Raw genomic sequence first — 24,868 nt, 5'->3', positions numbered from 1 at the left:
CACCATGTTTTAAGAAAATGGTGGCACTTAACGGTATTCTTCTTCACTACAATTATCTGTGAGCGGTAGTGTGCATGTGAAAACTGTTCCTACTGATTCACCCAGTCTGGCAGAGATGCGCCCTCCGTGTGAGTCAATAATATTTTTAGCGATTGCCAAACCTAATCCAGTGCCACCTTTACCTCTTGTTCTCGCTTTGTCAGCTTTGTAGAACCGCTCGAAAATAAACGGTAAATCGTCTTGAGGAATCCCACTTCCTGTATCGGCAACTGTAATTTCAATTGTCTCCCCTTTTCTTTCGACACCGACCGTCACTTTTCCTCCATCAGGGGTATGTCGAATAGCATTATCGATTAAATTCGTAAATACCTGTTCCAATCGATCTGCATCCGCACAAATGACGATTTCGGCATTTGACTCCATTTTCTCCACAGAAAGTATCACATTGGCATCAGTGCAATTTGCATGAATTTATTGAGTACCCTTTCAAGAAATGCATACAAATCCATTCGGTTTTTATACAAACGCATATGTCCCGATTCCATTCTCGCCAAATCTAACAGATCGGTAACAAGGCGACTCATTCTTTTGGATTCGTCATGGATAATTTGCGCCATTTCATTGCGCTCTTCAACTGAAGTAACGACATCATCAATCATCGCTTCACTATAACCTTGCAACAATGAAATCGGCGTTCGTAATTCATGCGAAACATTTGCAATAAAATCAGAACGCAGTTTTTCTAATTTATGTTGGTCCGTCATATCGCGCAATACTGCAACGGCTCCCCTAATACTATTTTCACTGTATAAAGGGCTTATAGATACATCGTAAAACTGACCACCCAACTCCAGTTCCTCTTCAATTTCTTCAGCAAATGAGATGACATGTTCTAACATATGAAAAATCTCTGGCGGCAAAACATTTTCGTCTGCCCCATTTGCAAAATACCATTTTTGCAGCAACCGTTCAGCTTGTGGGTTGCTTAACAAAATAGAGTAATCTCGATTGAACGTAATAACAGCATCGGTCATTGACGTTAATATGCTCGATAACTGCTCTTTCTCTTGTTTGATCAATTCCATTTGATGTTTTAATTGTCTACCCATCTGGTTAAAGGCTGTTGCCAACTGGCCGATCTCATCATTTTGTGTAGCTGGTAGTCGCATATCGAAATTTCCTTTTGATAAGTCAAACGCAGCTTGTTTCATACCCCGCAATGGAGAAGTGATTCTGGTCGATAAGAAAAAGGCAAATACAGTCGTCAGGATGAAAGCAATGAATGCAGAGAGAAAAACGATATGTGTTGTACTTTTAGTCGTCCTGTGTACAGCATCCAAGCTTTGGTACATGACAATTCCGTGCGTAATTCCATTATCAACATGATAGGGATACATTAAAACTAAATATTGTTCCATCACATCGTTATTTTTTAATGATGGAAGAATCATTTCTTTCACGACTTTTTCATTCATCTCAGGCGATAAGTTAAACTTTGGCTCAGCTAATATCTTTTCTTCAATTTTCTGTTTATTTAAACCGTCATGAAAAGAATAGTGGACCTGCTTAGTTGAATCAATAATCATCGCATTCGTTTCATCGTCTAAAATATCCTGGATGATTTGTCGCATGGAATCTTCATTTTTATGATCTACAACAATTTTCCCAATCGTCGTCGCTTCTCTTCGGAGGGAGTCCTCTGCTTGTTTTGTATGGAAGTTATCAAGGAACTCCAGTAATAATACCGTCACAATAAACAGAACAAATGAAACGAGAAGCAATATGGTTGCCCATAGCTTCCCGACGATTGAATGCCATATCTTATTCATGAGGAACCTCAAATTTGTAACCGACGCCCCAAACCGTAACAATCATTTTGGCTGCTCGCTCAGAGACCCGACTTAACTTCTCGCGAAGACGTTTGACATGTGTATCCACAGTCCGCAAATCTCCAAAAAATTCATAATGCCACACTTCTTTCAAAAGCTGCTCGCGGTCAAACACCTTGTCCGGTGCTTTAGCAAGAAAATAGAGTAATTCATACTCTTTTGGTGTCAAGTTGACTTCTTTCCCTTCAGCAGTAACACGATGTGCATCATGATCGATTGTCAATTGCGGAAAGACGACAAGATCTTTCGACGTATTACTTGATTGGGCATCCGGTAACGTGACTGATCTTCTTAATATCGCTTTGACGCGCAACACCACTTCACGCGGGCTGAAAGGTTTCACTATGTAATCATCTGCTCCAGTTTCAAAACCTACAACCCTGTCAGATTCTTCACCTTTTGCGGTCAATAAAATAACAGGTGTCATTTTCTTTTCATCGCGTAATTCCTTTAATGCTTCCAACCCGTCTTTCTCAGGCATCATCAAATCTAACAAAATGCAATCATAATGGTTCGTCATTGCTTTTTCAACCGCTTCCGCACCATTGACTGCTTCGTCAATCTCAAATCCTTCACGGGATAAATACATGTTCAACAAACGGCGAATACGATCTTCATCGTCAACGACTAATAACTTCACGCTTTCTTCCATCCGAAAAACCCCTTTCAAAATACGCTTGTCTTCATTGTACAAGTAGTTTCCTTAAAAAGAAAGACTGCACAATCCCTCAACGGTTGTGCAGTCTAATCGATTTACGCATAAGAGTGCAAACCTGCTATGATCAGGTTAACGGCAATCAAGTTAAACATAATGATAATGAATCCGATGACTGCAAGCCACGCTGATTTTTCGCCTTCCCATCCTTTTGACAGGCGCAAGTGTAAAAATGCAGCATAGAAGAGCCACGTAATGAGTGCCCATACTTCTTTTGGATCCCAGCCCCAGAACCTTGACCATGCTTCATGTGCCCAAATCATCGCAAAGATCAATGCACCTAGTGTAAACACTGGAAATCCAATTAAAACAGATCGATAACCGATTTCATCCATCAGCTGTGAATTTGCTTTCTTTGCAAATGGTTGCAGAAGGGTTGCTACCGGTCGTCGAATAATTAATCGCAAAAGTATGTAGAGGACAATACCAGTTGCGACGGACCATACAAACGTTGTTAACGTTTTTGCGTTTACAATTGCAGGCATTTCAAATACAGGTTCCATTACGCCTTCGGTTTGTGCTTCATAACCGTTCATACCAAATAGCGGAGGATAATTGTATTCAATCTTTGCAGGTTTTTCATTTTTATCAACATACGTAAAATGAGCTTCGTACCCCGTCAGTTTAAACGTTGTTGAAGACACAACAAATCCGACGACAAGAATAAGTGCTACCATGACCGCTTCAAGCCAAAAACGTTGTTTTGAAGGCTTTGTCAAGTCCACGTGTTTTAACAGATAGACAAGACCAGCAACCGCACTAATGACTAAAATTGCTTCTCCGATAACTGTCGTAATAACATGAATTGCTAGCCAATGACTTTTTAACGCAGGAATTAATGGTGTAATTTCTTTAGGGAACATACTTGCATATGAAATCATAATAATTGCGATTGGTAATGCAAATAATCCTAAAGACGGCGTCCGATACAGATAAAACAATAAAATGAAAGCCCCAACAAGCATCATCCCAAATGCAGCTGTGAACTCAAACATATTGCTCAACGGGATATGTCCTGATGCCATCCATCTTGTTATGAAATAACCAACATTCGTGAGGAATCCAATTACCGTAATGATAATTCCGATGAGTCCCCAATGACTTTTTTTATAAGTTGTTTCAGAGCTCGCCTTTTTGACTGCACCACCGAAAAACAATGTTGCAACCAAGTAGGCGATAAATGAAACTAATAGAAGATTGGCGCTTAACGACGCTAGTTCCATAGTTATTTTTCTCCTTCCTCTTGCTCACTCGTAGCATCCGTATCTTGACGATCTACATATGTCGGCAATCCGGAATAATCTTGTACTTTATCCAAGTCCTTCTTCAATGAGAACCAGTTTTTATTTGTATGGGCAGCCACAACCAACTGACCTTGCTCGTTCTTTTGGATCCAAATACGTCGATGGTTCCAATACGAGCCTTGAATGACACCAATCATAAAGATAATGCCACCGATTAATAAAATGTAGAGCGTTTTATCTTTACGGATAGTTAAACCGGAAATATCGCGAGTTTCGGCACTGACAAATTTCACTTGATAAGCATTTTCCTCAGTCTCAAGTGTCTGACGTATTGCGACAAAACTTTTTTCACCTTGTGGTTTTTCTGGTGTAATCATATCGAAGATGAACGCTGGGTTATTTGGAATTGGTGATTTAGAAACAGGTTCACCGTTTTCAACGCCATCGTAATCTGCATAATAACCAATTAAATTGACTCGAGCACCTTCATTTAAGTCATACACACCTTTTGGATCATCTAAGTCAATTGTAAATTCCCCGAACGACTTGCCTGATTCTTTTTCGATCAATTGCATCGTCATTGATTTCAATTCGTTCAGACGGTAATCCATTTGAAATACATTATAGCCATCAAATTTTAACGGTTTGTTTACAATAATCGAATAGTCTTTCACAAACTCCATATCGGTGGAACCCGGTAACACATCTTCTTTTTTCTTATACAAAGTAACATCGGTTTGGTAGTTTTTAACGATGGAACCAACTCGGTCGAGCGCCTCACCAAACACCTCATCCGCTTCTTCCTTTGTATACATTTCCATTATAAAATCATTGCTTTTCAAGTAATATTCAGGCGCACCGGGAATAGACCGTAATTCGCCTTCCCTAATCCACATCGTTTCATCAACGTAAAACCCTGGAATCCCTCTTAACAAGACACCGAATAAAAAAATGATGAGTCCAGTATGATTGACGTAAGGTCCCCATCTTGAGAACCGGTTTTTCTCCGCTAAAATCGCACCGTCTTCCTTCTTCACATTGTAGCGAAGTTTTCGAAGCTCTTCTTCCGCTTTAGCGAATGCTCCTTCAACATCTACATCTTGTTGGGGAACACCTTCTCCAAAAATCCGTTGTCGCTTCATGAAAGACATATGGCGCTTCGTCCGTTGCTTCTTTAAAGACTTGTACAAAGGAACGACACGGTCAATACTTGCAATAATAATCGATGTCCCGAGCATTCCAATTAATATCTTGAACCACCAACTATTATACATATCGTAGAAACCTAATTTGTAATACAACGTTCCAAAAATGCCGTATAACCGTTCATAATAAGCTAGGTATTCAGCTTCCGAATTAACTGGAACATAAAATTTTTGTGGAAACAATGTCCCGATTGCCGACGTTGCCAAAACAGCTACGATGATGGCAACACCTATTTTAACACTCGAAAAAAAGTTCCATATTTTATCGATCACCGAACGTTTATACGTTTGTGATCGTCGCGCGGAACCTTCATAACGCATATCGACGACTTCACTATTCTTTGCCTCTTCCGTCATCGGTCGGCCGCATGCTTCACACAGTACTGTTCCAAATGGATTTTCATGGCCGCATTGGCACTTAATTTTACTCATGTGAAAACTCCTTCTTACGGTTGAAGACTCTCCATGTAGGAGATGATTTCAGCCTCAGTCATTTCTGCCTTTAGTATTTTTCGAATGATCCCGTCTTTGTCAATAAGAAAAGTGGTCGGGAGGGGCTGGATGTTGTATAAATCCCTCACGTCCTTTGTCTTATCAATGACGATCGGGAATGTCAGACCATACTGTTGACGGAATGAATCCACTTTCAATTGAGACTCACCAATATTTACAGATAAGACATGGACACCTTTTTCTTCAAACTTCTTATACTGGTCTTCAATGTAAGGCATTTCCTTCTTACAAGGTGGACACCATGTTCCCCAGAAGTTCAGGAACACACCTTCCCCTTTAAAATCAGATAATCGATGCTTGTTTCCATCAAGGTCCACCAATTCAAAGTCCGGCGCTTTATCCCCTACTTCCAACACTTTCACTTTGTCTTTATTCGAAAAGACGGAAAAGATGATCGCGGCTGCCAGAAGGGCAAGAACAATCCCCCTAAAAATAAGGCGGGATCCCTTTTTTTTCGATTTGGACAAATAGATAGCCCCCTTACAGATATAAGATTCAACTTCCATTATAACAAAACAAAATTCGGATAATAGATGAAGTCGTGATAGGTTTGTGAACGTTTACTTACCCGAGCTTACCTGTTTCTGCAAGGACACGTAGCTGTTTCACTTCATGGGTTGTCAATTCACGAGCCTCACCAGCATTTAGTCCTGTTGTCGTCAACATCGCAAAGGATTCTCTTCTCAATTTCTGCACAGGCGTACCAATCGCGTCAAACATTCTACGGACTTGTCGGTTTCTACCTTCATGAATCGTAATTTCTACAAGCGCAGTTCCGGTCTTCTTATCAAAAGACTGCATTTTCACTTTCGCTGGAGCTGTCATACCATCTTCAAGTTCAATCCCTCGCTCAAGCTTTTTCAATGCTTCCCGTTGAGGGATCCCTTTTACTTTTGCGACATATTTTTTTTGGATACCGTATTTAGGATGTGTCATCAAATACGAAAAATCACCGTCATTTGTCAGAATGATGATACCGGATGTATCAAAATCTAAACGACCAACCGGAAAAATCCGCTCTTCCACCATTGGTAATAAGTCTAGGACCGTCTTTCTTCCTTTATCATCATGTACGGTTGAAATATAACCTCTAGGCTTGTACAACAAATAATAGACGAATTGCTCCTTTACGAGTTCAACCCCTTCAACTTCCACACGGTCTGCCCGTGTCACTTTTGTACCTAATTCAGTCACAATTTTTCCGTTCACTTTCACTTTTCCTTCAACAATGAGTGTTTCAGCTTTCCTTCGTGATGCAACACCTGCTTGAGCCAAAACTTTCTGTAATCTTTCCAACTCGTCACCCTCTTTCTACCTCAAAAAATTATGTCACATTTTCATGCAAATGAAAAGAAGACCGACCTCATACTCGTCAGTCTTCCCGAAATAGATTTGTCAAACACATCACATACAGAATGATGCGGTTATTTTTTTATTTGTATCGGAGCAGAAATGAGCATTTCATTGTTTAATGAAACAGTCCACGTCCCTTTACGCTTACCGTGCTGATCCCTTGGAATGTAGACAACATGTGACACTTGTTCAATTTCATCTTTTCGTAATAGCAAGCGAATAGGTTTATCGATCTCCCCAATAATGCCCGGCAGTATTTTGTATTTACCTTTTTTTGCAACAGTTACGAGTTTGTACTCCGCAAAAGTCTTGTTCGCGAGATGTTCATGCGTGTTCCAATCATTCCCATTATTCAGGGTGACAACGATGACTTTCTTACCATCTTTTTCAAAATAGGTTGCTAGCGTCCGGCCAGCCGCTTTCGTAAAGCCTGTCTTGCCCGCAATTACGTTTGGATTAGAATGAATGAGTCGGTGCTTATTTCTCCATCCTCTTACATCATCACCTTTGCGGTAAACAAAATTCTCAGCAGACGCAATCTTCTTGAATTCCTCATTTTGCATTGCGTAGTATAGCATGAGAGCTGTTTCATATGCCGTTGAAAGGTGTTCTTCATGGTGCAAACCAGAAGGATTTCTGAATGTCGTTTGCTCTAATCCATATAACTTCGCTTTCTCATTCATATGATCAATGAATCCTTCGGCAGAACCGCCAGCTGATTCAGCAAGCGCAAATGCTGCATCATTTCCAGACCGTAACATCAACCCGTACAGCAATGCTTCGCTGCTAATCGTACTGCCTTGTTCCAAATAGATCGATGATCCTTCAGCAGAAGCAGCCTCAGGTGAAATGGTGATTTCTTCTTCAACAGAACCACTTTCGATAAATGTTAACGCGGTCCAGATCTTTGTGAGACTCGCTATTGGTAATTGTAAATTTTCATTTGATCCGTCTAATAATCTACCCGTTTCAGCATCGATGACTGCCCATGCACTTCCACCTGCAAAAGCTTGTTTTGGTTGATGGATGAGCAGTATCGATAGGATGAGGACAAAACAGATTGTCCGTTTCACTCATTCGTTCCTCCTTCTCCTGTTAGTTCAAATGCTTCCTGGAATTTGGTCATAAATAAATCCGTATCACCGAACGACTCTTCATCGTCTTCAGCAAGTGGCGGTAACTTATCGATGGATTCTAATCCAAATCGATCTAAAAACAAATCGGTTGTTCCATACAAAATAGGACGACCACTACTTTCCAGTCTCCCTTTTTCCATTACAAAACCTTTAGCAACGAGCGTTTGAATGGGCCCATCTGACTTTACACCTCTTAAATCATCAATTTCCACTCGCGTTACTGGCTGTTTGTATGCAATAATGGCTAGCACTTCAAGAGAAGCTTGTGTAATGGAGTTGCGTGACGGATTTTCCAACATACGTACTATATCGTCTGCATATTCCGCTTTTGTGACAAGACGATACGAGCCACCATACATTCTGACGGTGATGCCAGCATCATATCTGTTTTCATAATTTTGACGTAATTGTTCTGCGGTTTGAGCTGCAATCTCTTTTTCTGTTTGTAAAAGGACTGCCAGTTGGTTTAACGTCAACCCCTCATCCCCAGCAATAAACAGAAAACTCTCAAGCATTCCTAACATGCGATCATTCAATGTTTCCATTGTCGTCCTCCGTTCCTACTTGAATCATCATTCTAGCAAAATTCCCTTCCTGCTTGACAACTATGTCCATTCGCTTCATCAGCTCCAAAAGTGACAGGAAAGTTACAACAAGATCTTCAATATCCCCATCGTCAAACAATGCTTCAAAATCACAACTTCCACCTAACCGTTCGAGTAAGGTCATGATTGAATCCATCTTTTCACTTACAGATCGTTCAGATTTCATAATACTTGCAGATAATGGTGCTCGAAGTTTTTTTCTTTCTAACATCTTTTGAAAAGCGCTAATCAAGTCAAAAACATTCAGTTTCTCATCAGATTCAACAACTGCCACTTCTCCATAACCAGACAAATCCTCAGGAAGTTTTGTGAAGTGGACCGCACGATCATCAGCAGATTCTTTTAAGGAATTCGCTGCTTCTTTATATTTCTTATACTCAATCAATCTTGCAACTAGTTCATCACGCGGGTCTTCTTCTAAATCGAATGTACCTGCTTCATCCAATGCTTCCTCCTCATGGATTGGCAATAACATCTTGCTCTTAATTTCGAGTAATGTAGCGGCCAACACTAAGTATTCACTAAGTTCGTCGAGCTCCAATACACGCATTGCATGTAGATGTTCTATGTATTGACTTGTCAATTCGGCCATTGGAATATCATAGATATCAATTTCAAGTCGGTTAATTAAATGTAATAATAGATCAAGAGGACCTTCAAAAGCCTCCAGCTTTACGCTATATGTCATAACAATTTCCTCCGCGCTTCAAAAATGAATTTAACATGGAAAGGAATGATTCGTTTGCATCCTTATCATCATCCACTATTTTGTAAGTTTATTGTTTATTTTAATTGCAATCAAGACTATTTTGAATGTCACGAAGTACTAGAAGAATATTGGAAGTCTATTACACCTTGTACAAAAGAGCATCCGCTTACAGGCTTCATTCAACTCTCTACGAGTCTGTATCATTGGAGGAGGGCGAATTTTTCAGGCGCCTATCGAACAATGGTGAAAGCAGAGCAAAAGTTAAGCCGTTTGTCGCAATATGATAACCGTTATACGGAAGAGATTGATGTCAATCATTTACTCGAGCATATACATTCAAGCCTAAAAAAAATCGAGAATGCCGGAACTTTCTCACCGTTCGTCATAAAGGTGACCTCGAGCAACTTGTCAACGTTACTTCAGACAACCGCAGATGGCATGCAGCTTCTTCCGATGAACAGTGATGCTGTCATTCATAAACATATGCTAAGAGACCGTTCAGATATTCTAGCAGAACGCGAAAAGAAAAAGGGCAGACCATGATGATCTGCTCCTTTTCCTATTCCGCATCATTTTCCTTGGGTAAACACTTGCTTAAAAAGGATTGTGTATATTCGTTGCTTTTGCACACCAAATCGGGAAAAAGTTCATTCAGTTTCAAAATCATTTCGCTCCCGACACCTTCTCCTCGAAACGAAGGGTTAACTGACAAGTGCATAACGGTATACGAGTCTTCGTCCAATGTGATCCCGACAAGACCGATAAAATCCTCACCTTTCTTCAGAAGATATAACTGCCAGTCTTCATCATTTTCGTATTGATGAACCATTTCCTGAAGTTTTTTTACAGCTTTTTCTCCCGGCATATAGGAAAGCAAGCCCATGGCAATTTTTTCATACGCCTTCTTGTATCGTAAAAGCATCATTGGAATCCCTTCTTTTCAAAAAATCCTACTATTCTTAGCTGATAACCACATCATGCTGTGAAGATTTGTAATTGCTGTCATTTCAAATCATCTACATATCGTAAAAATTATCGTACATGATTGCTGACGTTTTTTCAATGAGCGGGATAGGTTATTTATCTAACAAAGCAAAAGGGGCAATAAAGTACCAGTATACAGCTCCCCAAATTATGCCCGTTAGTACGATGAATGAAAACAACCAAATATTACGTTTTCTCATTTCACATTTTCCGATTCAATTTGTTGTAAAGGAATATCAAGCTTAACAAGGTCTTCATATGTTTCTCTCCGGACAACCAATTGGTGTTTACCATCTTCACAAAATACAATTGCCGGCTTGGCTAACCTGTTGTAATTGCTTGCCATTGCATATGTGTAGGCACCCGTACAGAAAATTGCTATTAAATCTCCTTCAACCGGTTCAGCAAGATACGTGTCTTCAATTAACTTGTCACCTGATTCACAACATTTCCCCGCAATTGTCACTTTATCCGAATGGGGGTCCATCATCCGATTAGCTGAGACAGCTGTGTATTTTGCACCATAGAGGGCTGGACGGATATTATCAGACATCCCTCCATCAACCGCCACATATGTCCTAAGTCCCGGAACCAGTTTTGTACTTCCGGTTGTATAAAGCGTCGTCCCCGCATCCCCCACTAATGATCGACCTGGCTCAATCCAAATCTCAGGTAATGGGTAGTTATGCTTCCGTGTCATTGACAGGACAACATTTTCCATTTCCTCCACGTAGGCAGCAGGTTGAAGAGGTTTATCTTCGGCAGTATAGCGTATGCCAAACCCCCCACCTAGGTTCAACACAGGACAGATAAATTTAAATTTCTCTCGCCATTCGACCATTTTTTCCATTAGTACTTCTGCAGCGAACCTGAATGCATCCGTTTCAAAAATTTGTGATCCAATATGACAATGCATACCGAGTACTGTCAAATAGGGGTGATTGTACAATTTTAAAAACGCATCATCTGCTTGGCCATTTTTCAAATCAAATCCAAACTTAGAATCTTCTTGTCCAGTCGTAATGTAATCGTGTGTGGATGCATGCACACCAGGAGTTACACGCAAGAGCACATTCATTTTTTCTTTACGTGATTCAGAAATTTGCTTCAACCATTCGATTTCCAAGAAATTATCAACAACGATACAACCGATTTTCTCGTCAAAAGCATACTGTAATTCGGAATAACTTTTGTTGTTTCCGTGAAAATGAATCCGTTCACGCGGAAAGTCTGCAGCAACTGCCGTATACAATTCTCCTCCAGAAACGACATCTAAAGAGAGGTCCAGTTGCTTTGCCACTTCATAAATCGCAATTGAAGAGAACGCCTTGCTTGCATAGGCAACTTGTGCCGTTATGCCCGCTTTTTTAAACGTCTCTTTAAAAGCTTTTGCTCGTTCTCTGAACAGTGCAATGTCGTACACAAGTAACGGGGTACCATATACATTTGCCAAATCGACAGTATCTACCCCACCAATCGTCAAATGTCCTAAATTATTTACAGATTGAGTACCGTAAAGATGCATATTCCATTCCTCCAAGTCATATAGATAAAACTTTATCATACCTGAAAGGTTGGAAGCAATCTTATGAAAGCCTATCCCGATTCGGCGACTTCGTGATGTAAGGTCGAGGTGCGTCATTCGTCATTGGGTAACGTATTAATACTCGCTTCATTGCCTCCGGGAAAAATGGTACAGCTGGCCATAAATAAGGTGTTCCTAACGGCTTTAATGACGCTAAATAATAAAACAGGACAACTATACTTAAGAAGAAGCCAGCCGCTCCAAAAAGGGCTGTACAAATCAAGATAAACAACCTAAAAATCTTTGTTGTAATACTTAATTCAAACGACGGGATTGCGAATGTGAAAATCGCGCTGACTGCCACGTACAAAATTACTTCTGCCGTAAACAATCCGACATCGATTGCAACTTGTCCAATTACGATCGCTGCAACAAGTCCCATTGCTGTCGACATAGGGGTTGGCGTATGGATAGCCGCCATTCTCAACACTTCAATCCCGACATCCGCTATGAATAATTGGAGAAAAAGAGGAACCGATCCTGGATCATTTGGACCAATGAAACTGATTGAAACTGGCAAATATTGTTGGTAGGTAGATAGTAAATACCATAATGGCAACAGAAATAAACTTAGCGATGCACCAAGTAGCCGAATCCACCTTACAAACGTTCCAATGAAAGGGGCTTGTCGGTATTCTTCAGCATGTTGCAGGTGGTGAAAGACTGTGGTAGGGACTAGAATGACCGACGGGGACGTATCAACGATAATTGCGATGTGACCTTCCAATAAATGCGCAGCACAAATATCGGGTCGCTCTGTAAACCGGACGAAGGGCATTGGATGAAACCTTTGTTTGAATAGGAATTCTTCTAACGATTTATCTGCCATCGTCAACCCATCCGTTTTAATTTCATCCAATCTCTCACGTATATAAGAAAGATGCTCTTCGTTAGCAGCACCTTTCATAAATGTGATCGCTACATCTGTCTTCCCGTTTAGCGAAGTCTGATGCATCTCAAATCGTAAATCCTCTGTCCTTAACCTTCTTCTAACAAGGGCAGTGTTTTGAATGATATTTTCTGTAAACCCATCTCGCGCACCGCGAATCACTTTTTCAGTATCCGGCTCTTCAGGGGATCTGCCCGGATAGCTTCGAACATCTGCTAAGAACGTATAGCCATCCGGTAAAATGAAACAAACTTGGCCGCTTAACAGATTGTTTAATAACTTTTCCTTGTCATCCACATCCGCTAATGCATGATAAGGGAAATAAGTGAGGAACGCCTCTGGATCATCACGATATTTCGTCTTATCGTTGTACGACTCTTGCATTTCTGTCAAAAGCGTCGTCAGTGTCAAACCGTCAATAAGACCATTGATATACAGTACGACGACCGGCATTCCCCATAAATGTACACTTTTCGCAGTAGCATCAAATGTTTCATTCGTACCGAACTTACTTTGAAACCATTCTTCGCCGTCTTTCATAGATGTAAATAACTTTGACATGTTTTAATCCGTCCTCACTTTACAGTCACTTTCTTCTGGTTGTGCACTCATCCATGTCTTTAACTGGGCTAAAATCTTCTTTTCTAATCGCGACACTTGCACTTGTGATATGCCAATCCGTTCCGCAATATCACTTTGTGTGTAATCTAAGTAATAACGCATATAAATAATCGTTTGATCCCTCTTACTCAGCTTAGATACAACATCGCGCAAAGGGATATGGTCAAAAAACCGCTCCGATCGATCATCTTTTAATTGATCCATCAATGTTAAGCTGTCCCCTTCACTCTCATACAATTGTTCATGAAGTGAAGCAGGATCTCGCAAAGCATCTGAAGCTAGAATGATTTCGTCGACTGTCACATCCAACACTTCTGCAATTTCTGTTACTGAAGGAGAACGGCCATGCTGTTTAATGTAATGATCTGTCGCATGACGGATTTTAAAACTCAACTCTCGAATCGAGCGACTCACTTTCACCATACCATCGTCTCTAAGGAAACGTTGGATTTCTCCGACAATCATCGGCACTGCGTAAGTTGAAAACTTGACATCGTAAGATAAATCAAACTTATCAATGGATTTCATGAGACCGATGCATCCGATTTGGAACAGATCTTCCAAGTCAGCGCCTCTAGATGCGAAACGTTGGACAATTGACCATACTAATCTTGTATTGCCTTCGACCATCATTCGTCTTGCTTCTTTGTCACCTTCCTGGGATTCTTTGATGAGTTCCCTCATCTTGTCTTGAGACAACAACGCATCTTGTCTTTCAACAGATGTATCCATCGGTCACCTCATTCTGCTTGCTTCCGTAACCGGAGAAAACGTTTTCTCAAAGCGCACAATTGTCCCACTGCCAACAGTAGATTCAACAGAAAGGTTTTCAGAGAAGCTTTCCATAATTGTAAAGCCCATTCCTGAACGTTCCATTAAAGGCTTTGTTGTAAACATTGGTTCCATTGCTTGTTCCACATCGAATATCCCTTCGCCTTTATCTTCAACTGTCATACGCACTTTTGAACCGTCTATTGTTGCGTGAATTGTGACAATACTTTCGCCGTCACAGTTATAGCCATGGATAATTGCATTTGTGACAGCTTCCGAAACAATCGTTTTGAATTCAGAAATCTCTTCAATTGTAGGATCGAGCGGTGTAATAAAACATGTCATCGCCATCCTAGCCAACGCTTCATTCTCTTCAATTGCGACAAATGATAATGTCATCTCATTTCTCATGTAAAACCCCTCCGATTTCACCAAGTACACTGTCCACCGAGCCATGTCGAATGCTTGAGCCTAAGCCGGAAAAATTAAAGATCTTCTCCATTGTGGAAGATGGATTCAAAATGATCGTCTCTCCTTTGTAGGGTGCTAAATCACGCATCCTTCCAAGAATGAGCCCAATTCCCGCGCTATCCATAAAACTGAGATTGCTCAAATCCCATACAATTCCTTTTATTGCTCCGGTAAAAATGGATGATGATATGGTCGATCGAATCCTATTTGCCTCTAAATTGTCCAGTTCTCCCATCAATGTTACGATTACAAACCCATCAATTTGAATAATATCAGCCATGCTGAATCCCTCCTTCTTGCGGAACATTCAACATGTAATCAGCAAAATCCTTCTAGTCGACATAACTAGTCATCCAATTCTTAAAACTACGCATTTTCGACATGATTTTTGTATCGCTATCAGCTTATCCATTTTAAGGACCGTTTACACATGAAAGGATAAAACATTCTCATTAGTTGGCAAAACTAGTGAGTACTTTTAGCAGGCGTCATGATCAACCAATTTGTAGGATATAATAATATACATTCTTTCTTGTAATCCTAGATAAACATCGGAATTCAGTTCCATGCGGACGCGTTATTTGTGGTATAGACAAAACAAAAGGCTGATGATTTCAACTAGCTGTTGCTTTCCGTTCCAGCGCTCGCTTTCCGCGGACATGGCTTGAGCCTCCTCGGTCGCGAAAAGCATGCGCCCTGTGGGGTTCAAGGCTCATGCTATTCCCGCAGGAGTCGAGCGCCTTCACTCCAAGCAACAGGTGACACCAGTTCAATTAAAGTATGTATGCCAAATAAACCTAACGAATAACTATTTTTTCCACAAGGTCATTTGTGCTATAGTAAAGTTGTCTTGTTACGAACCAACTTTTGCTAATTCGTAATCATAAAGGATGCCATGTTGAATATAGTGAAATGACACTTTCAGCGACTTATTCATGCATGCAACCACCGCAACCTTATGGGGCTTACCCAGGGGTTGCTTTTTTTATTGATCATAGTTTTTATGTTTTTATTTAACTGGAGTTCCGGTGAATGGAGTGGAGAGCGGCAACTCTATTGGGACTAGCGGGACAGGCGAGACCCCGCAGGAAAAGCCGTCACGTAGAACAACTTTTGCAAGCATAAGCGCAGCGTTGGGAGCAAGGATGCCTTAATTTCCGAAAAGTACGTAGAAACACGGCAACGTAAATCAACAGTTCTAGCATAAATCCCTTTAAGTGGACTTTTTCAGTGTCCCCATTTTTTTCAGATTATTTCTTTAAATAATAGCATCAAAAAAGCCTAGCTCCTATAAGTTTAGGAACTAGGCGTTTGCAAGATGAAGACTGGATGATTATCCAATTGTTTTTATGATTAATGCAGGTTTAGTTTGAACTTCCTCAGTAATATGAATATGATTTTGTAACATGCTAATCGTTTTCTCTACATTTTCATTGTTTGAATGGATGATTGCTAACGGTTCACCTTCAACAACAGCATCACCTATTTTCTTAGTCAGCACAATACCTACTGCCAAGTCAATTGTATCCTCTTTCGTCGCTCTTCCAGCACCAAGCATCATCGCAGCTACACCAATATCATCCGCATCCATTTGGGAAATCGTGCCTGACTTTGGTGCAGGTACTTCAATTTGAAAGTCCGCTTGGGCTAATAGCGAAGGATCATGGATGATTTTGCTGTCACCGCCTTGCTCCTCAATCATACGACCGAACAATTCGAGTGCAGACCCATCTTGTATGACCGCTTCAAGCATCTGACGTGCTTCTTCCTCAGACTCGGCTTTGCCACCAGCAACAATCATCTTACTCCCTAGCACATAGCAAAGTTCTGTTAAATCTTCAGGTCCTTCACCTTTTAATGTATCAATTGCCTCTTTTACTTCTAAGGCGTTACCGATCGCATAACCTAGGGGTTGACTCATATCCGAAATGACTGCCATTGTATGGCGGCCTACTTGTTCACCAATTGCTACCATGGAGTTTGCTAATGCTTCTGCGTCTTCAATCGTCTTCATGAATGCTCCATCCCCTGTCTTCACATCGAGGACAATTGCATTCGCGCCTGCAGCAATTTTCTTACTCATAATGGAGCTGGCAATTAACGGGATACTATTCACTGTCGCTGTTACATCGCGTAATGCGTACAATTTCTTATCCGCTGGTGTCAGATTGCCACTTTGCCCGATAACCGCAAGCTTTAACTCGTTTACTTGTTTAACGAACTGCTCTTCTGTCAACTCAATGTGGAAACCTTCAATTGCTTCTAGTTTGTCGAGCGTACCTCCAGTATGCCCTAGGCCCCTTCCGCTCATCTTTGCGACAGGTACACCACATGCAGCAACGAGTGGCGCTAAAATGAGTGTAGTTGTATCTCCTACACCACCCGTAGAGTGTTTGTCCACTTTAATCCCATTAATTGCAGAGAGATCTATTTGGTCACCGGATTGCACCATTGCTAATGTTAAATGACCTTGTTCTTCTGCTGTCATGCCATTGAAATAGATGGCCATTAGTAACGCACTTACTTGATAATCAGGGATTGTCTCGTTCGTGTATCCATCGATAAAGAATGCAATTTCTTCTTTGGACAGCTCTTCTCCATCCCGCTTTTTCTCGATAATATCTACCATTCTAAACAAAGCAATCACACCTTCTCTTGTAATAAATGTAAGAAGCTTTCGCCATATGCAGGTTTTTTCACATCAAAATTGTCAGCAATCGTTGCTCCAATATCAGCAAACGTTTTGCGCAATGGTAATTCCCCACCTTCTTTGAACAAAGGAGAATAAATGAGTAGCGGAACGAATTCTCTTGTATGATCCGTACCTTCGTGCGTCGGGTCATTTCCGTGATCTGCAGTAATAATGAGTAAGTCGTCCTCTTGCAACGCTTCCATTATTTCCGGTAATCTAGCGTCAAATTCTTGTAAGGCAACTCCATATCCGATTGGGTCTCGACGGTGTCCAAACAATGCATCGAAGTCCACGAGATTTGTAAAACTCATCCCGTTAAATTGTTGCTTCATCACATCAAGTAGTTTGTCGACCCCGTCCATATTACTCACTGTTCTCACTGCCGATGTCACACCTTCACCATTAAAAATATCTGCAATTTTACCAACGGCAATGACATCTTTACCGTCATCCTTCAATTCATTCATGACGGTTCTTTCAAAAGGTTTAAGGGCATAGTCATGTCGATTCGTCGTTCTTGTAAAGTTGCCAGGTTCACCAACGAATGGACGAGCTATGATTCGACCGACTAAGTATTCAGGTTGTAATGTGATTTCGCGAGCAATCTCACAAATCCGGTATTGTTCTTCTATCGGAATAATGTCTTCGTGTGCCGCAATTTGAAGAACAGGGTCAGCGGACGTATAGACAATAATTGCTCCCGTTTTCATATGTTCTTCACCGAGTTCGTCAATAATAGCAGTCCCACTCGCCGGTTTATTGCCAATAACTTTTCGTCCTGTTCGGTTTTCTAACTCCTCCACTAACGCCTGAGGAAATCCATCTGGGTAAACTTTAAACGGTTTGTCAATGTTAAGACCCATCATCTCCCAGTGGCCAGTCATCGTGTCTTTGCCGACAGAAGCTTCTTGCATTTTGCCATATAAGCCTATCGGATTCGTTTCAATGTTAATCCCTTTTACTTCTTTTATGTTTGATAGCCCTAAAAGACCTGCGTTCGGCATATGTAACCCATCCATTTTTTCAGCAATGTGGCCGAGCGTATCTGCACCTTTATCCCCAAACAAATGGGCATCAGGAGCTTCGCCGATACCTACAGAATCTAGTACAATTAAATGAACACGGTTGAATTGTTTTTTTTCCATTTTAAATACCTCCTGATTTTTTCAATGACCTCTACACAATCATGCGCGAGGATGAAATTTCACATACACATCTTTTAGTCTCGTCTTGCTTACGTGTGTATAAATTTGCGTTGTTGAGATATCTGCATGCCCAAGCATCTCTTGTACAGCTCGTATGTCTGCCCCATTTTCAATGAGGTGTGTCGCAAATGAATGACGCAATATATGCGGCGTCAGTTCTTGTTGTATACCCGCTTTTGCAGCATGTCCTTTAAGGATTTTCCAGCATCCTTGTCTTGTCAATCTCGTTCCTCGCATATTTACGAAATAAGCATCCGAATTTTTAGCTTTAGCGATCAATTGGGGTCGAACTTCATTTACATATATTGTACACGCTTTGATCGCACTCCCGCCAAGTGGGACAATCCGCTCTTTCCGTCCTTTACCGAACACACGTACAAACCCCATTGATAGATGAATATCTTCAAGGTTCAAATCAATTAATTCACTAACACGCATTCCTGTACCATATAACATCTCCAACAAAGCAAGGTCTCTTTTCCCTTGTGGCTTACTTGTGTCCGGCATGGAAATCAGCTTGTCTATTTCAGAGACAGACAGCATATTTGGTAGCTTTTGATCGAGTTTTGGCATCTCTAAATGTACTGTCGGATCTTCTGTTGCCACTTTTTCTCTCAATAGAAATTGATGAAAAGAACGGATGGAAGAAATATGACGAGCAATAGTTCTTGAAGATTTCCCTGCATCTTTTAAATGTTGTAAAAAGAGTATGATACTTGGGCGGTCAATACTATCGATTGAAGTGACACCGTTGCTTTCCAATGAATCCATATAGTCTGTTAAATCTCTCTTGTAAGAAGTGATTGTATTTTCAGTTAGTTGACGTTCTACTTTAAGAAAATGAATATAATCCTCTAAAGCGTATCTCCCATCCTTCATAGCAAGCAGGTATTGGTCAGCATACCTTTCCACCCTTTCATGTACAAATGACAAAAGGGACAGCAACAGGCCATCCCTCACTTCACTTTTGTGTCATTCCCACTGGTTTTGCAACTTTGACAAATCCCATGAAAAGTTAACCAGTGATCTTTAATATTGAAGCCATAGCGACTTTCGACAATTTTTTCGACATCACCAAGAAGGTCTTCTTGTATTTCCGCAACCTTCCCACACTCTATACAAATGAGGTGATGATGAAAACGCGATGCACCTTCCTGACGAAGATCGTAACGTGAAACGCCATCGCCAAAATTGATTTTATCTACAATTTTCAGCTCTGTTAATAATTCTAACGTACGATACACTGTCGCAAGTCCGATTTCAGGCGCTTTCTCTTTAACGAGTAAAAACACATCTTCAGCACTTAAATGATCTTCTTCGTTTTCAAGTAGAACCATGACCGTAGCTTCACGCTGAGGCGTCAACTTATAGCTGGCCCCGTGCAGTTGCTTCTTAATCCGTTCAATCCGGCTCTCCATATGACGCCCCCCTCAACACACTACAGACATTATAGCAAAAGGGTCATCAATGTGACAACAGAAAGGAAACATTTGACGTGTATGTCACTTAGCGTACAAAGAAATGATAGATTGTCATCTCTATAAGGATAATGACTAAATAGACACCGACAATGACCGGAATTGCTTGTACATTTCGCTGTTTCTTAGCAATCCGTTGAAAATAAGGCGGGCTTAATACAATACAATAGAGCAAAAACAGCATACAAATAAGCATCTGGAATGGAAACCACCAAATTGTATAAGTGACCAGTTTCATACCAGAGGCAAGTAAATAAGAGGAAGACAAACCGAACAACACACATTTCATCGCCCCGATCAATAAAACAACGTAGCGCGATTTTGCATTCATGGACAAAAGAAAGACGACTAGTAGAAATCCAACTAACGTAAATAGAGGTCTTGCCAAAGCTCCATCTGCTAACGCTACAACTCGAGGATCAAAAAATCCAATTAGTTTTTCTGATGCTGTTACCGGTACTTCACGAAACAATAATGCTCCACCGATATATCCAACTGCTAGTATGATAAATAGATGAATAAAAGATAAAGAACGGACCATAGGCTTCACCTCCGCATCGTTTATACAACGTATGCTTGTCCGTTCTAAAATAGTTCACTGTTTTAAAAGATTTTTTGCGAAAAGTACAGCAAATGCCGTTTTGGCGTCGTAGATACGCTCATCAACTAGCATTTGTTCTGCTTCTTCTATTGTACATTCGATCAAATGAATAAATTCATCCTCATCGCCCTCGGCAGGTTTTTCAACCTTCTCCAACCCTCGCGCAATATATAGATGAATGATTTCATTTGCAAAACCGGGAGATGTGGCAAATGACTGTAAATAGGTGAACTGGTCAGATCGATACCCTGTCTCTTCTTCCAACTCACGTATTGCCGTAATCTCCTTCGATTCCCCAGGCTCTATTTTGCCAGCAGGTATTTCAACGAGTGAACGATTTAGTGCTTTCCGATACTGCTCTACAAACACAATTTTACCGTCATTCGTTATCGGAAGAATGGCAACTGCCCCTGGATGATCGACAAGCTCTCTCTTCGCCCATTTCCCATCCGGCAACTCCACTTCTTCAACACGAAGAGAAATCACCTTTCCTTCATATAAAGTAGTTGACGTTAACGTCTTCTCCTCAAATCTATCCATTACAACCCCTCCAAAACAAGCAAGAATCTTTTACTTCTAACAAACACATTGTACCATGTAACAAAAGCGAAGGGCGCTTGTTCAGTGGAGGAACGCAGTCTTAGTTCGCCACCTCGTGTGGCAACGACTGCATGATCTGCATCCTGCAGACCTCAGGCATAAGACGGATTCGCGTATCGGCGTTCTTTGCCGTGCAGCGAAGCTAACTTATGACCCGAGGGGCTAGCGCCCGCAGCTGGATGAAACAAAAGCGGAGGTGTTCATATGAAGAAAAGAGAATTAGGAAAAAGCGGAATCTATGTGTCCGAGTTAAGCTTAGGGTGCATGTCGCTTCCTCATGATGAGCAAGAAGGAAAAAATATCATTGATGCTGCAATTCATGCCGGTATTAATTTTTTCGACACTGCCGATTTATATAGTAATGGTAGAAACGAGTCGGTTGTCGGCACAGCATTAAAAGGTCGAAGGGACGAGATTATTCTTTCGACAAAAGTAGGAAATCGAAGAATTCCCGGTGAGGAAGGTTGGCGGTGGGATCCTTCAAAGTCTTACATTATGGAAGCAGTAAAAGACAGCCTCTTGCGTTTAGGAACGGATTACATTGATTTGTATCAATTGCATGGTGGGAAAATGGAAGATGAGGTCGATGAAACAATTGACGCTTTTGAAACGTTGAAAAAGGAAGGGATCATCAGACAATACGGGATTTCTTCCATTCGTCCAACGGTCATTCAGCGTTTCTTATCCGATAGCTCTGCAGTCGCTGTCATGATGCAATACAGTATGCTTGATCGGCGTCCAGAAGAATACTTTTCACTTATAGCAAACTACGGTGCTTCCCTTCTTACACGTGGCACACTTGCAAAAGGATTATTGACTACCGAAGGACTGCAGCGCCTAAACGAAACAAAAGGTTTTGGAGCGTACGAGCTAGAAGCATTAAAAGAAACGGTTACCGCTATCCAATCCTTAACCGATGATATACACACAGCAGCCATCAAGTTTAACTTAGCACAACCGATTGTTGCTTCTACAGTAATTGGTGCAAGTACAACTGAACAATTGCTTGATTCCATAAACGCCTATGAGAAGGAAATTGACCCGTACACTTACAAATCCATTGAATCTTTACTAAAAGTTCATCAATATGATCATCATCGTTTAAACTGACATGCAATCTCTTCGTAACAAAATTGTAATGATTAGAGTATCGCTTAAAGGGTATCTAACTACTAAGCAAGAATAAAAATTACAAATTTCGGAGGAGATTTTAATGAAATTACTTACAGAGGATAAAAAATGGTTGAAACTTGGAGCAGCAGCATTTCTATCTGTCGGATTACTTGCAGCTTGTGGAGATGGCGAAGATGATACGGATGTAGATGTAAATACACCACCAGCAGATGGCGAAGTAGATGATGGTTCAGACACTGATGTTAATTTAGATATGGAAGATGGTACTGACTCAGAAACGGACACTGACACTGACACTGGAACGGATACTGAAACAGATACTGATTCAGAGACTGATGATAGTAAATAATGTACTAGCAGTTTATAAAAGAGAACTAATTAAGAAACCGAGTGATGCCATGGTACATGGCATCACTCGGTTTTATACGTTCTATAAAAAGTTGAACGAATGACTTACACTTCTTGCTCTGTTAATTGTACCGCTTCTTTCCGTTTCTTAGAAGGCAGCATATTAAAAATAATATTCAATGCGATTGCCGTTAAGCTTCCTGCAACAATTCCATTACTCGTTAGAATTTGAAAGTTTACAGGTAAATTTGCAAAAATATCTGGTACAACGGAAACACCTAATCCTAAACCGACAGAACAAGCAATAATCATTGCGTTTTCTTGAGATTCCACGACTACTTTACTCAACATTTTTATCCCTTGCGCTACAACCATTCCAAACATCGCTACCATCGCTCCACCGAGAACTGAAGTAGGAATGACTGTTGCTAATGCCGCAACTTTCGGCATGAATCCAAGTGCAATTAACATAATTGCAGTTACTAAAATAACTTTACGTGATTTCACACCAGACATTTGAGTAAGTCCAACGTTTTGAGAAAATGTCGTATAGGGAAATGCATTAAATAGCCCACCGATGAAAGATGCAAGCCCTTCAGAGCGGTAGCCTCTCTCCAAGTCCTTCTTTTTAATGTCTTTATCACAAATATCTCCTAAGGCAAAATACACACCTGTCGATTCAACGAGCGATACCATTGCCACCAGCGTCATCGTCAATATTGGATAAAAATGGAATGTCGGTGTACCTAGATAGAATGGTGTAACCATATGAAGCGTAGAAGCTTCATGCACAGCACTAAAATCGACGACGCCTAACACGATTGCAGTGATTGTTCCTGCTGCCATGCCTAGCAAGATTGAGATCGAGCGAATAAACCCTTCTGAAAACCTGTACAACAAGATAATACAGAGCAGCGTGCCGAATCCTAGCAAAATATTTGTGTTAGACCCAAAATCTGCTGCGCCTTGACCGCCACCCATATTTGTCAATGCGACCGGTATTAATGTAATCCCAATGATTGTCACGACAGAACCTGTAACGACAGGTGGAAAGAACTTAATGAGCTTTCCAAAAAATGTACTGATTATAACGATGATTATCCCTGATGCAATAACTGCACCATAAATGGCAGATATCCCAAACTTATCACCAATGGAAATCATTGGCCCTACCGCTGTAAACGTACAACCGAGAACTACCGGTAAACCAATACCGAAAAATCGATTACGCATGATTTGTAAAATTGTTGCAACCCCACACATTAAAATGTCAATTGATACGAGATATGTTAACTGCGTTGGAGTTAAACCAATTGCCTGCCCGACGATTAAAGGGACTAAAACAGCTCCAGCATACATTGCAAGTAAGTGTTGGAAACCTAAGACGACGGTTTTCATTCGTTAGACTCTCCGTTAGCAAATGTCACTTTCCCATCTTCTAGTGATTGGATAATTGCTAGAGACTCAACACGAATTCCTTTTTCACGAATCATTGCGCCACCTGGCTGGAACCCTTTTTCTATGACAATCCCTACACCGACTAACTCTGCTTCAGCTTGTTCTATTATATCTAGAAGACCTAACACTGCTTGTCCGTTCGCAAGAAAGTCATCCATTAACAATACTTTGTCACCTTTTTGAAGGAAATCCTTTGAAACTGATATTTCATTTGTCTCCTTTTTTGTAAAGGAATGAACACTGGATGTAAACAGATGATCACTCATTGTAAGGGACTTCTTTTTTCTAGCAAAAACAACCGGAGTTCCTATTATCAAACCCGTCATCATTGCAGGAGCAATTCCTGAAGATTCAATTGTAAGGATTTTTGTAATACCATCTTCTTTAAACCGTGCAGCAAATTCCTCTCCGATTGCCTGCATTAACGGGGGATCTATTTGATGATTTAAGAAAGCATCCACTTTTAACACATCATTTGATAAAACTTTTCCATCTTGTATAATTTTTTCATGTAATTCCTTCACTGTAACTCCTCCTCTGTTTTCATACATTAAAAACAAAAAATCCTCAACAACTTGCATCCAGTCAATTATGAGCGGAGCAATGTCATTCAGGATTAAAACAACGAATGATGAAGTGAAGAATCACTTGCTAGGGCAAGT

The 24,868-nt window shown here is 40.8% G+C and carries 25 protein-coding genes and 1 pseudogene; 3 read left to right on the top strand and 23 right to left on the bottom strand.

The genetic code is table 11. The features are described from left to right. Positions 1-27 precede the first annotated feature (27 nt). The 9 genes and pseudogenes from NRI27_RS06485 to NRI27_RS06445 form a co-directional block, all read right to left on the bottom strand. A pseudogene (locus NRI27_RS06485) lies at positions 28-1,829 on the bottom strand (ATP-binding protein). Next, positions 1,822-2,541 carry a response regulator transcription factor gene (locus tag NRI27_RS06480; RefSeq protein WP_317941544.1) on the bottom strand — a complete coding sequence of 240 codons (720 nt, stop codon included), beginning with the start codon at positions 2,539-2,541 and terminating at the stop codon, positions 1,822-1,824. The pseudogene NRI27_RS06485 and the gene NRI27_RS06480 overlap by 8 nt, the downstream one beginning before the upstream one ends. Positions 2,542-2,642: 101 nt before the next feature. Continuing rightward, a complete protein-coding gene (gene ccsB, locus NRI27_RS06475; protein ID WP_371389984.1) occupies positions 2,643-3,827 on the bottom strand; it encodes a c-type cytochrome biogenesis protein CcsB in 1,185 nt (394 codons plus the stop codon). A gap of 2 nt (positions 3,828-3,829) precedes the next feature. Continuing rightward, a complete protein-coding gene (resB, locus tag NRI27_RS06470) occupies positions 3,830-5,485 on the bottom strand; it encodes a cytochrome c biogenesis protein ResB (protein WP_371389983.1) in 1,656 nt (551 codons plus the stop codon). 14 nt (positions 5,486-5,499) lie between these two features. Further along, entirely contained in the window at positions 5,500-6,072 is a 573-nt protein-coding gene (resA, locus tag NRI27_RS06465; protein ID WP_371389982.1) for a thiol-disulfide oxidoreductase ResA, read from the bottom strand. A gap of 58 nt (positions 6,073-6,130) precedes the next feature. Further along, entirely contained in the window at positions 6,131-6,862 is a 732-nt protein-coding gene (locus NRI27_RS06460; RefSeq protein ID WP_371389980.1) for a pseudouridine synthase, read from the bottom strand. Positions 6,863-6,990: 128 nt separating this feature from the next. After that, positions 6,991-7,992, bottom strand: a complete 1,002-nt coding sequence (locus NRI27_RS06455; protein WP_317941549.1) for a D-alanyl-D-alanine carboxypeptidase family protein — start codon at positions 7,990-7,992, stop codon at positions 6,991-6,993. Then, a complete protein-coding gene (scpB, locus tag NRI27_RS06450; protein ID WP_371389979.1) occupies positions 7,989-8,600 on the bottom strand; it encodes an SMC-Scp complex subunit ScpB in 612 nt (203 codons plus the stop codon). Before scpB ends, NRI27_RS06455 begins: the two co-directional genes overlap by 4 nt. Then, entirely contained in the window at positions 8,584-9,348 is a 765-nt protein-coding gene (locus tag NRI27_RS06445) for a segregation/condensation protein A (protein WP_371389978.1), read from the bottom strand. Before NRI27_RS06445 ends, scpB begins: the two co-directional genes overlap by 17 nt. Before the next feature lie 24 nt (positions 9,349-9,372). Between NRI27_RS06445 and NRI27_RS06440 the strand changes: the two genes are divergently transcribed. Then, positions 9,373-9,912 carry a DUF309 domain-containing protein gene (locus tag NRI27_RS06440; protein ID WP_371389977.1) on the top strand — a complete coding sequence of 180 codons (540 nt, stop codon included), beginning with the start codon at positions 9,373-9,375 and terminating at the stop codon, positions 9,910-9,912. Positions 9,913-9,928: 16 nt separating this feature from the next. On the opposite strand, the gene NRI27_RS06435 is transcribed toward NRI27_RS06440, so the two are convergent. The 12 genes from NRI27_RS06435 to NRI27_RS06380 form a co-directional block, all read right to left on the bottom strand. Continuing rightward, entirely contained in the window at positions 9,929-10,294 is a 366-nt protein-coding gene (locus tag NRI27_RS06435; RefSeq protein WP_371389976.1) for a GNAT family N-acetyltransferase, read from the bottom strand. Positions 10,295-10,549: 255 nt separating this feature from the next. Beyond that, positions 10,550-11,878, bottom strand: coding sequence for a diaminopimelate decarboxylase (lysA, locus tag NRI27_RS06430; protein WP_483316075.1), 1,329 nt, complete (start codon positions 11,876-11,878; stop codon positions 10,550-10,552). Between the two features lie 61 nt (positions 11,879-11,939). After that, a complete protein-coding gene (locus tag NRI27_RS06425) occupies positions 11,940-13,388 on the bottom strand; it encodes a spore germination protein (RefSeq protein WP_371389974.1) in 1,449 nt (482 codons plus the stop codon). Between the two features lie 3 nt (positions 13,389-13,391). Continuing rightward, positions 13,392-14,180 carry a SigF/SigG family RNA polymerase sporulation sigma factor gene (locus tag NRI27_RS06420; RefSeq protein ID WP_317941556.1) on the bottom strand — a complete coding sequence of 263 codons (789 nt, stop codon included), beginning with the start codon at positions 14,178-14,180 and terminating at the stop codon, positions 13,392-13,394. 3 nt (positions 14,181-14,183) lie between these two features. Next, positions 14,184-14,630, bottom strand: a complete 447-nt coding sequence (spoIIAB, locus tag NRI27_RS06415) for an anti-sigma F factor (protein WP_317941557.1) — start codon at positions 14,628-14,630, stop codon at positions 14,184-14,186. Beyond that, positions 14,620-14,970, bottom strand: a complete 351-nt coding sequence (locus tag NRI27_RS06410) for an anti-sigma factor antagonist (RefSeq protein ID WP_317941558.1) — start codon at positions 14,968-14,970, stop codon at positions 14,620-14,622. The genes spoIIAB and NRI27_RS06410 overlap by 11 nt, the downstream gene beginning before the upstream one ends. Positions 14,971-16,023: 1,053 nt before the next feature. Then, entirely contained in the window at positions 16,024-17,319 is a 1,296-nt protein-coding gene (locus NRI27_RS06405) for a pyrimidine-nucleoside phosphorylase (protein WP_371390065.1), read from the bottom strand. 14 nt (positions 17,320-17,333) lie between these two features. Then, positions 17,334-18,527, bottom strand: a complete 1,194-nt coding sequence (gene deoB, locus NRI27_RS06400; protein ID WP_371389973.1) for a phosphopentomutase — start codon at positions 18,525-18,527, stop codon at positions 17,334-17,336. Positions 18,528-18,566: 39 nt separating this feature from the next. Beyond that, complete coding sequence (xerD, locus tag NRI27_RS06395; RefSeq protein ID WP_371390064.1) at positions 18,567-19,466, bottom strand: site-specific tyrosine recombinase XerD; 900 nt, start codon at positions 19,464-19,466, stop codon at positions 18,567-18,569. Positions 19,467-19,543: 77 nt separating this feature from the next. Further along, positions 19,544-20,005: a ferric iron uptake transcriptional regulator gene (gene fur / locus NRI27_RS06390; protein WP_371389972.1), complete on the bottom strand. Its 462-nt coding sequence runs from the start codon at positions 20,003-20,005 to the stop codon at positions 19,544-19,546. 88 nt (positions 20,006-20,093) lie between these two features. Then, positions 20,094-20,606, bottom strand: a complete 513-nt coding sequence (locus tag NRI27_RS06385; RefSeq protein ID WP_371389971.1) for a hypothetical protein — start codon at positions 20,604-20,606, stop codon at positions 20,094-20,096. Between the two features lie 54 nt (positions 20,607-20,660). Continuing rightward, positions 20,661-21,206 carry an NUDIX hydrolase gene (locus NRI27_RS06380; RefSeq protein ID WP_317941562.1) on the bottom strand — a complete coding sequence of 182 codons (546 nt, stop codon included), beginning with the start codon at positions 21,204-21,206 and terminating at the stop codon, positions 20,661-20,663. A gap of 264 nt (positions 21,207-21,470) precedes the next feature. Between NRI27_RS06380 and NRI27_RS06375 the strand changes: the two genes are divergently transcribed. Further along, a complete protein-coding gene (locus NRI27_RS06375; RefSeq protein WP_371389970.1) occupies positions 21,471-22,376 on the top strand; it encodes an aldo/keto reductase in 906 nt (301 codons plus the stop codon). 103 nt (positions 22,377-22,479) lie between these two features. After that, positions 22,480-22,749, top strand: a complete 270-nt coding sequence (locus NRI27_RS06370; RefSeq protein WP_371389969.1) for a hypothetical protein — start codon at positions 22,480-22,482, stop codon at positions 22,747-22,749. Positions 22,750-22,853: 104 nt separating this feature from the next. Here the strand turns inward: NRI27_RS06370 and NRI27_RS06365 are convergent, their stop codons facing one another. Continuing rightward, on the bottom strand, positions 22,854-24,146 hold the full coding sequence (locus NRI27_RS06365) for a nucleobase:cation symporter-2 family protein (RefSeq protein WP_371389968.1): 1,293 nt from the start codon (positions 24,144-24,146) through the stop codon (positions 22,854-22,856). Next, on the bottom strand, positions 24,143-24,730 hold the full coding sequence (locus NRI27_RS06360) for a xanthine phosphoribosyltransferase (RefSeq protein ID WP_317941566.1): 588 nt from the start codon (positions 24,728-24,730) through the stop codon (positions 24,143-24,145). The genes NRI27_RS06365 and NRI27_RS06360 overlap by 4 nt, the downstream gene beginning before the upstream one ends. Positions 24,731-24,868: the final 138 nt, after the last annotated feature.

Origin of the sequence: Sporosarcina sp. OR05, assembly GCF_041414805.1 — a bacterium.
GTDB classification, from domain to species: domain Bacteria; phylum Bacillota; class Bacilli; order Bacillales_A; family Planococcaceae; genus Sporosarcina; species Sporosarcina saromensis.
Note: the sequence above shows the minus strand (reverse complement) of the source record. Positions and strands in the feature narration are given on the sequence as shown.

Bases quoted from the DNA above. Each gene is read 5' to 3' on its own strand.
- NRI27_RS06480 (WP_317941544.1), bottom strand. From the start codon at position 2,541: ATGGAAGAAAGCGTGAAGTTATTAGTCGTTGACGATGAAGATCGTATT.
- ccsB (WP_371389984.1), bottom strand. From the start codon at position 3,827: ATGGAACTAGCGTCGTTAAGCGCCAATCTTCTATTAGTTTCATTTATC.
- resB (WP_371389983.1), bottom strand. From the start codon at position 5,485: ATGAGTAAAATTAAGTGCCAATGCGGCCATGAAAATCCATTTGGAACA.
- resA (WP_371389982.1), bottom strand. From the start codon at position 6,072: ATGGAAGTTGAATCTTATATCTGTAAGGGGGCTATCTATTTGTCCAAA.
- scpB (WP_371389979.1), bottom strand. From the start codon at position 8,600: ATGGAAACATTGAATGATCGCATGTTAGGAATGCTTGAGAGTTTTCTG.
- NRI27_RS06445 (WP_371389978.1), bottom strand. From the start codon at position 9,348: ATGACATATAGCGTAAAGCTGGAGGCTTTTGAAGGTCCTCTTGATCTA.
- NRI27_RS06440 (WP_371389977.1), top strand. From the start codon at position 9,373: ATGAATTTAACATGGAAAGGAATGATTCGTTTGCATCCTTATCATCAT.
- NRI27_RS06435 (WP_371389976.1), bottom strand. From the start codon at position 10,294: ATGATGCTTTTACGATACAAGAAGGCGTATGAAAAAATTGCCATGGGC.
- lysA (WP_483316075.1), bottom strand. From the start codon at position 11,878: ATGCATCTTTACGGTACTCAATCTGTAAATAATTTAGGACATTTGACG.
- NRI27_RS06425 (WP_371389974.1), bottom strand. From the start codon at position 13,388: ATGTCAAAGTTATTTACATCTATGAAAGACGGCGAAGAATGGTTTCAA.
- NRI27_RS06420 (WP_317941556.1), bottom strand. From the start codon at position 14,180: ATGGATACATCTGTTGAAAGACAAGATGCGTTGTTGTCTCAAGACAAG.
- spoIIAB (WP_317941557.1), bottom strand. From the start codon at position 14,630: ATGAGAAATGAGATGACATTATCATTTGTCGCAATTGAAGAGAATGAA.
- NRI27_RS06410 (WP_317941558.1), bottom strand. From the start codon at position 14,970: ATGGCTGATATTATTCAAATTGATGGGTTTGTAATCGTAACATTGATG.
- NRI27_RS06405 (WP_371390065.1), bottom strand. From the start codon at position 17,319: ATGGTAGATATTATCGAGAAAAAGCGGGATGGAGAAGAGCTGTCCAAA.
- deoB (WP_371389973.1), bottom strand. From the start codon at position 18,527: ATGGAAAAAAAACAATTCAACCGTGTTCATTTAATTGTACTAGATTCT.
- xerD (WP_371390064.1), bottom strand. From the start codon at position 19,466: ATGAAGGATGGGAGATACGCTTTAGAGGATTATATTCATTTTCTTAAA.
- fur (WP_371389972.1), bottom strand. From the start codon at position 20,005: ATGGAGAGCCGGATTGAACGGATTAAGAAGCAACTGCACGGGGCCAGC.
- NRI27_RS06385 (WP_371389971.1), bottom strand. From the start codon at position 20,606: ATGGTCCGTTCTTTATCTTTTATTCATCTATTTATCATACTAGCAGTT.
- NRI27_RS06380 (WP_317941562.1), bottom strand. From the start codon at position 21,206: ATGGATAGATTTGAGGAGAAGACGTTAACGTCAACTACTTTATATGAA.
- NRI27_RS06375 (WP_371389970.1), top strand. From the start codon at position 21,471: ATGAAGAAAAGAGAATTAGGAAAAAGCGGAATCTATGTGTCCGAGTTA.
- NRI27_RS06370 (WP_371389969.1), top strand. From the start codon at position 22,480: ATGAAATTACTTACAGAGGATAAAAAATGGTTGAAACTTGGAGCAGCA.
- NRI27_RS06365 (WP_371389968.1), bottom strand. From the start codon at position 24,146: ATGAAAACCGTCGTCTTAGGTTTCCAACACTTACTTGCAATGTATGCT.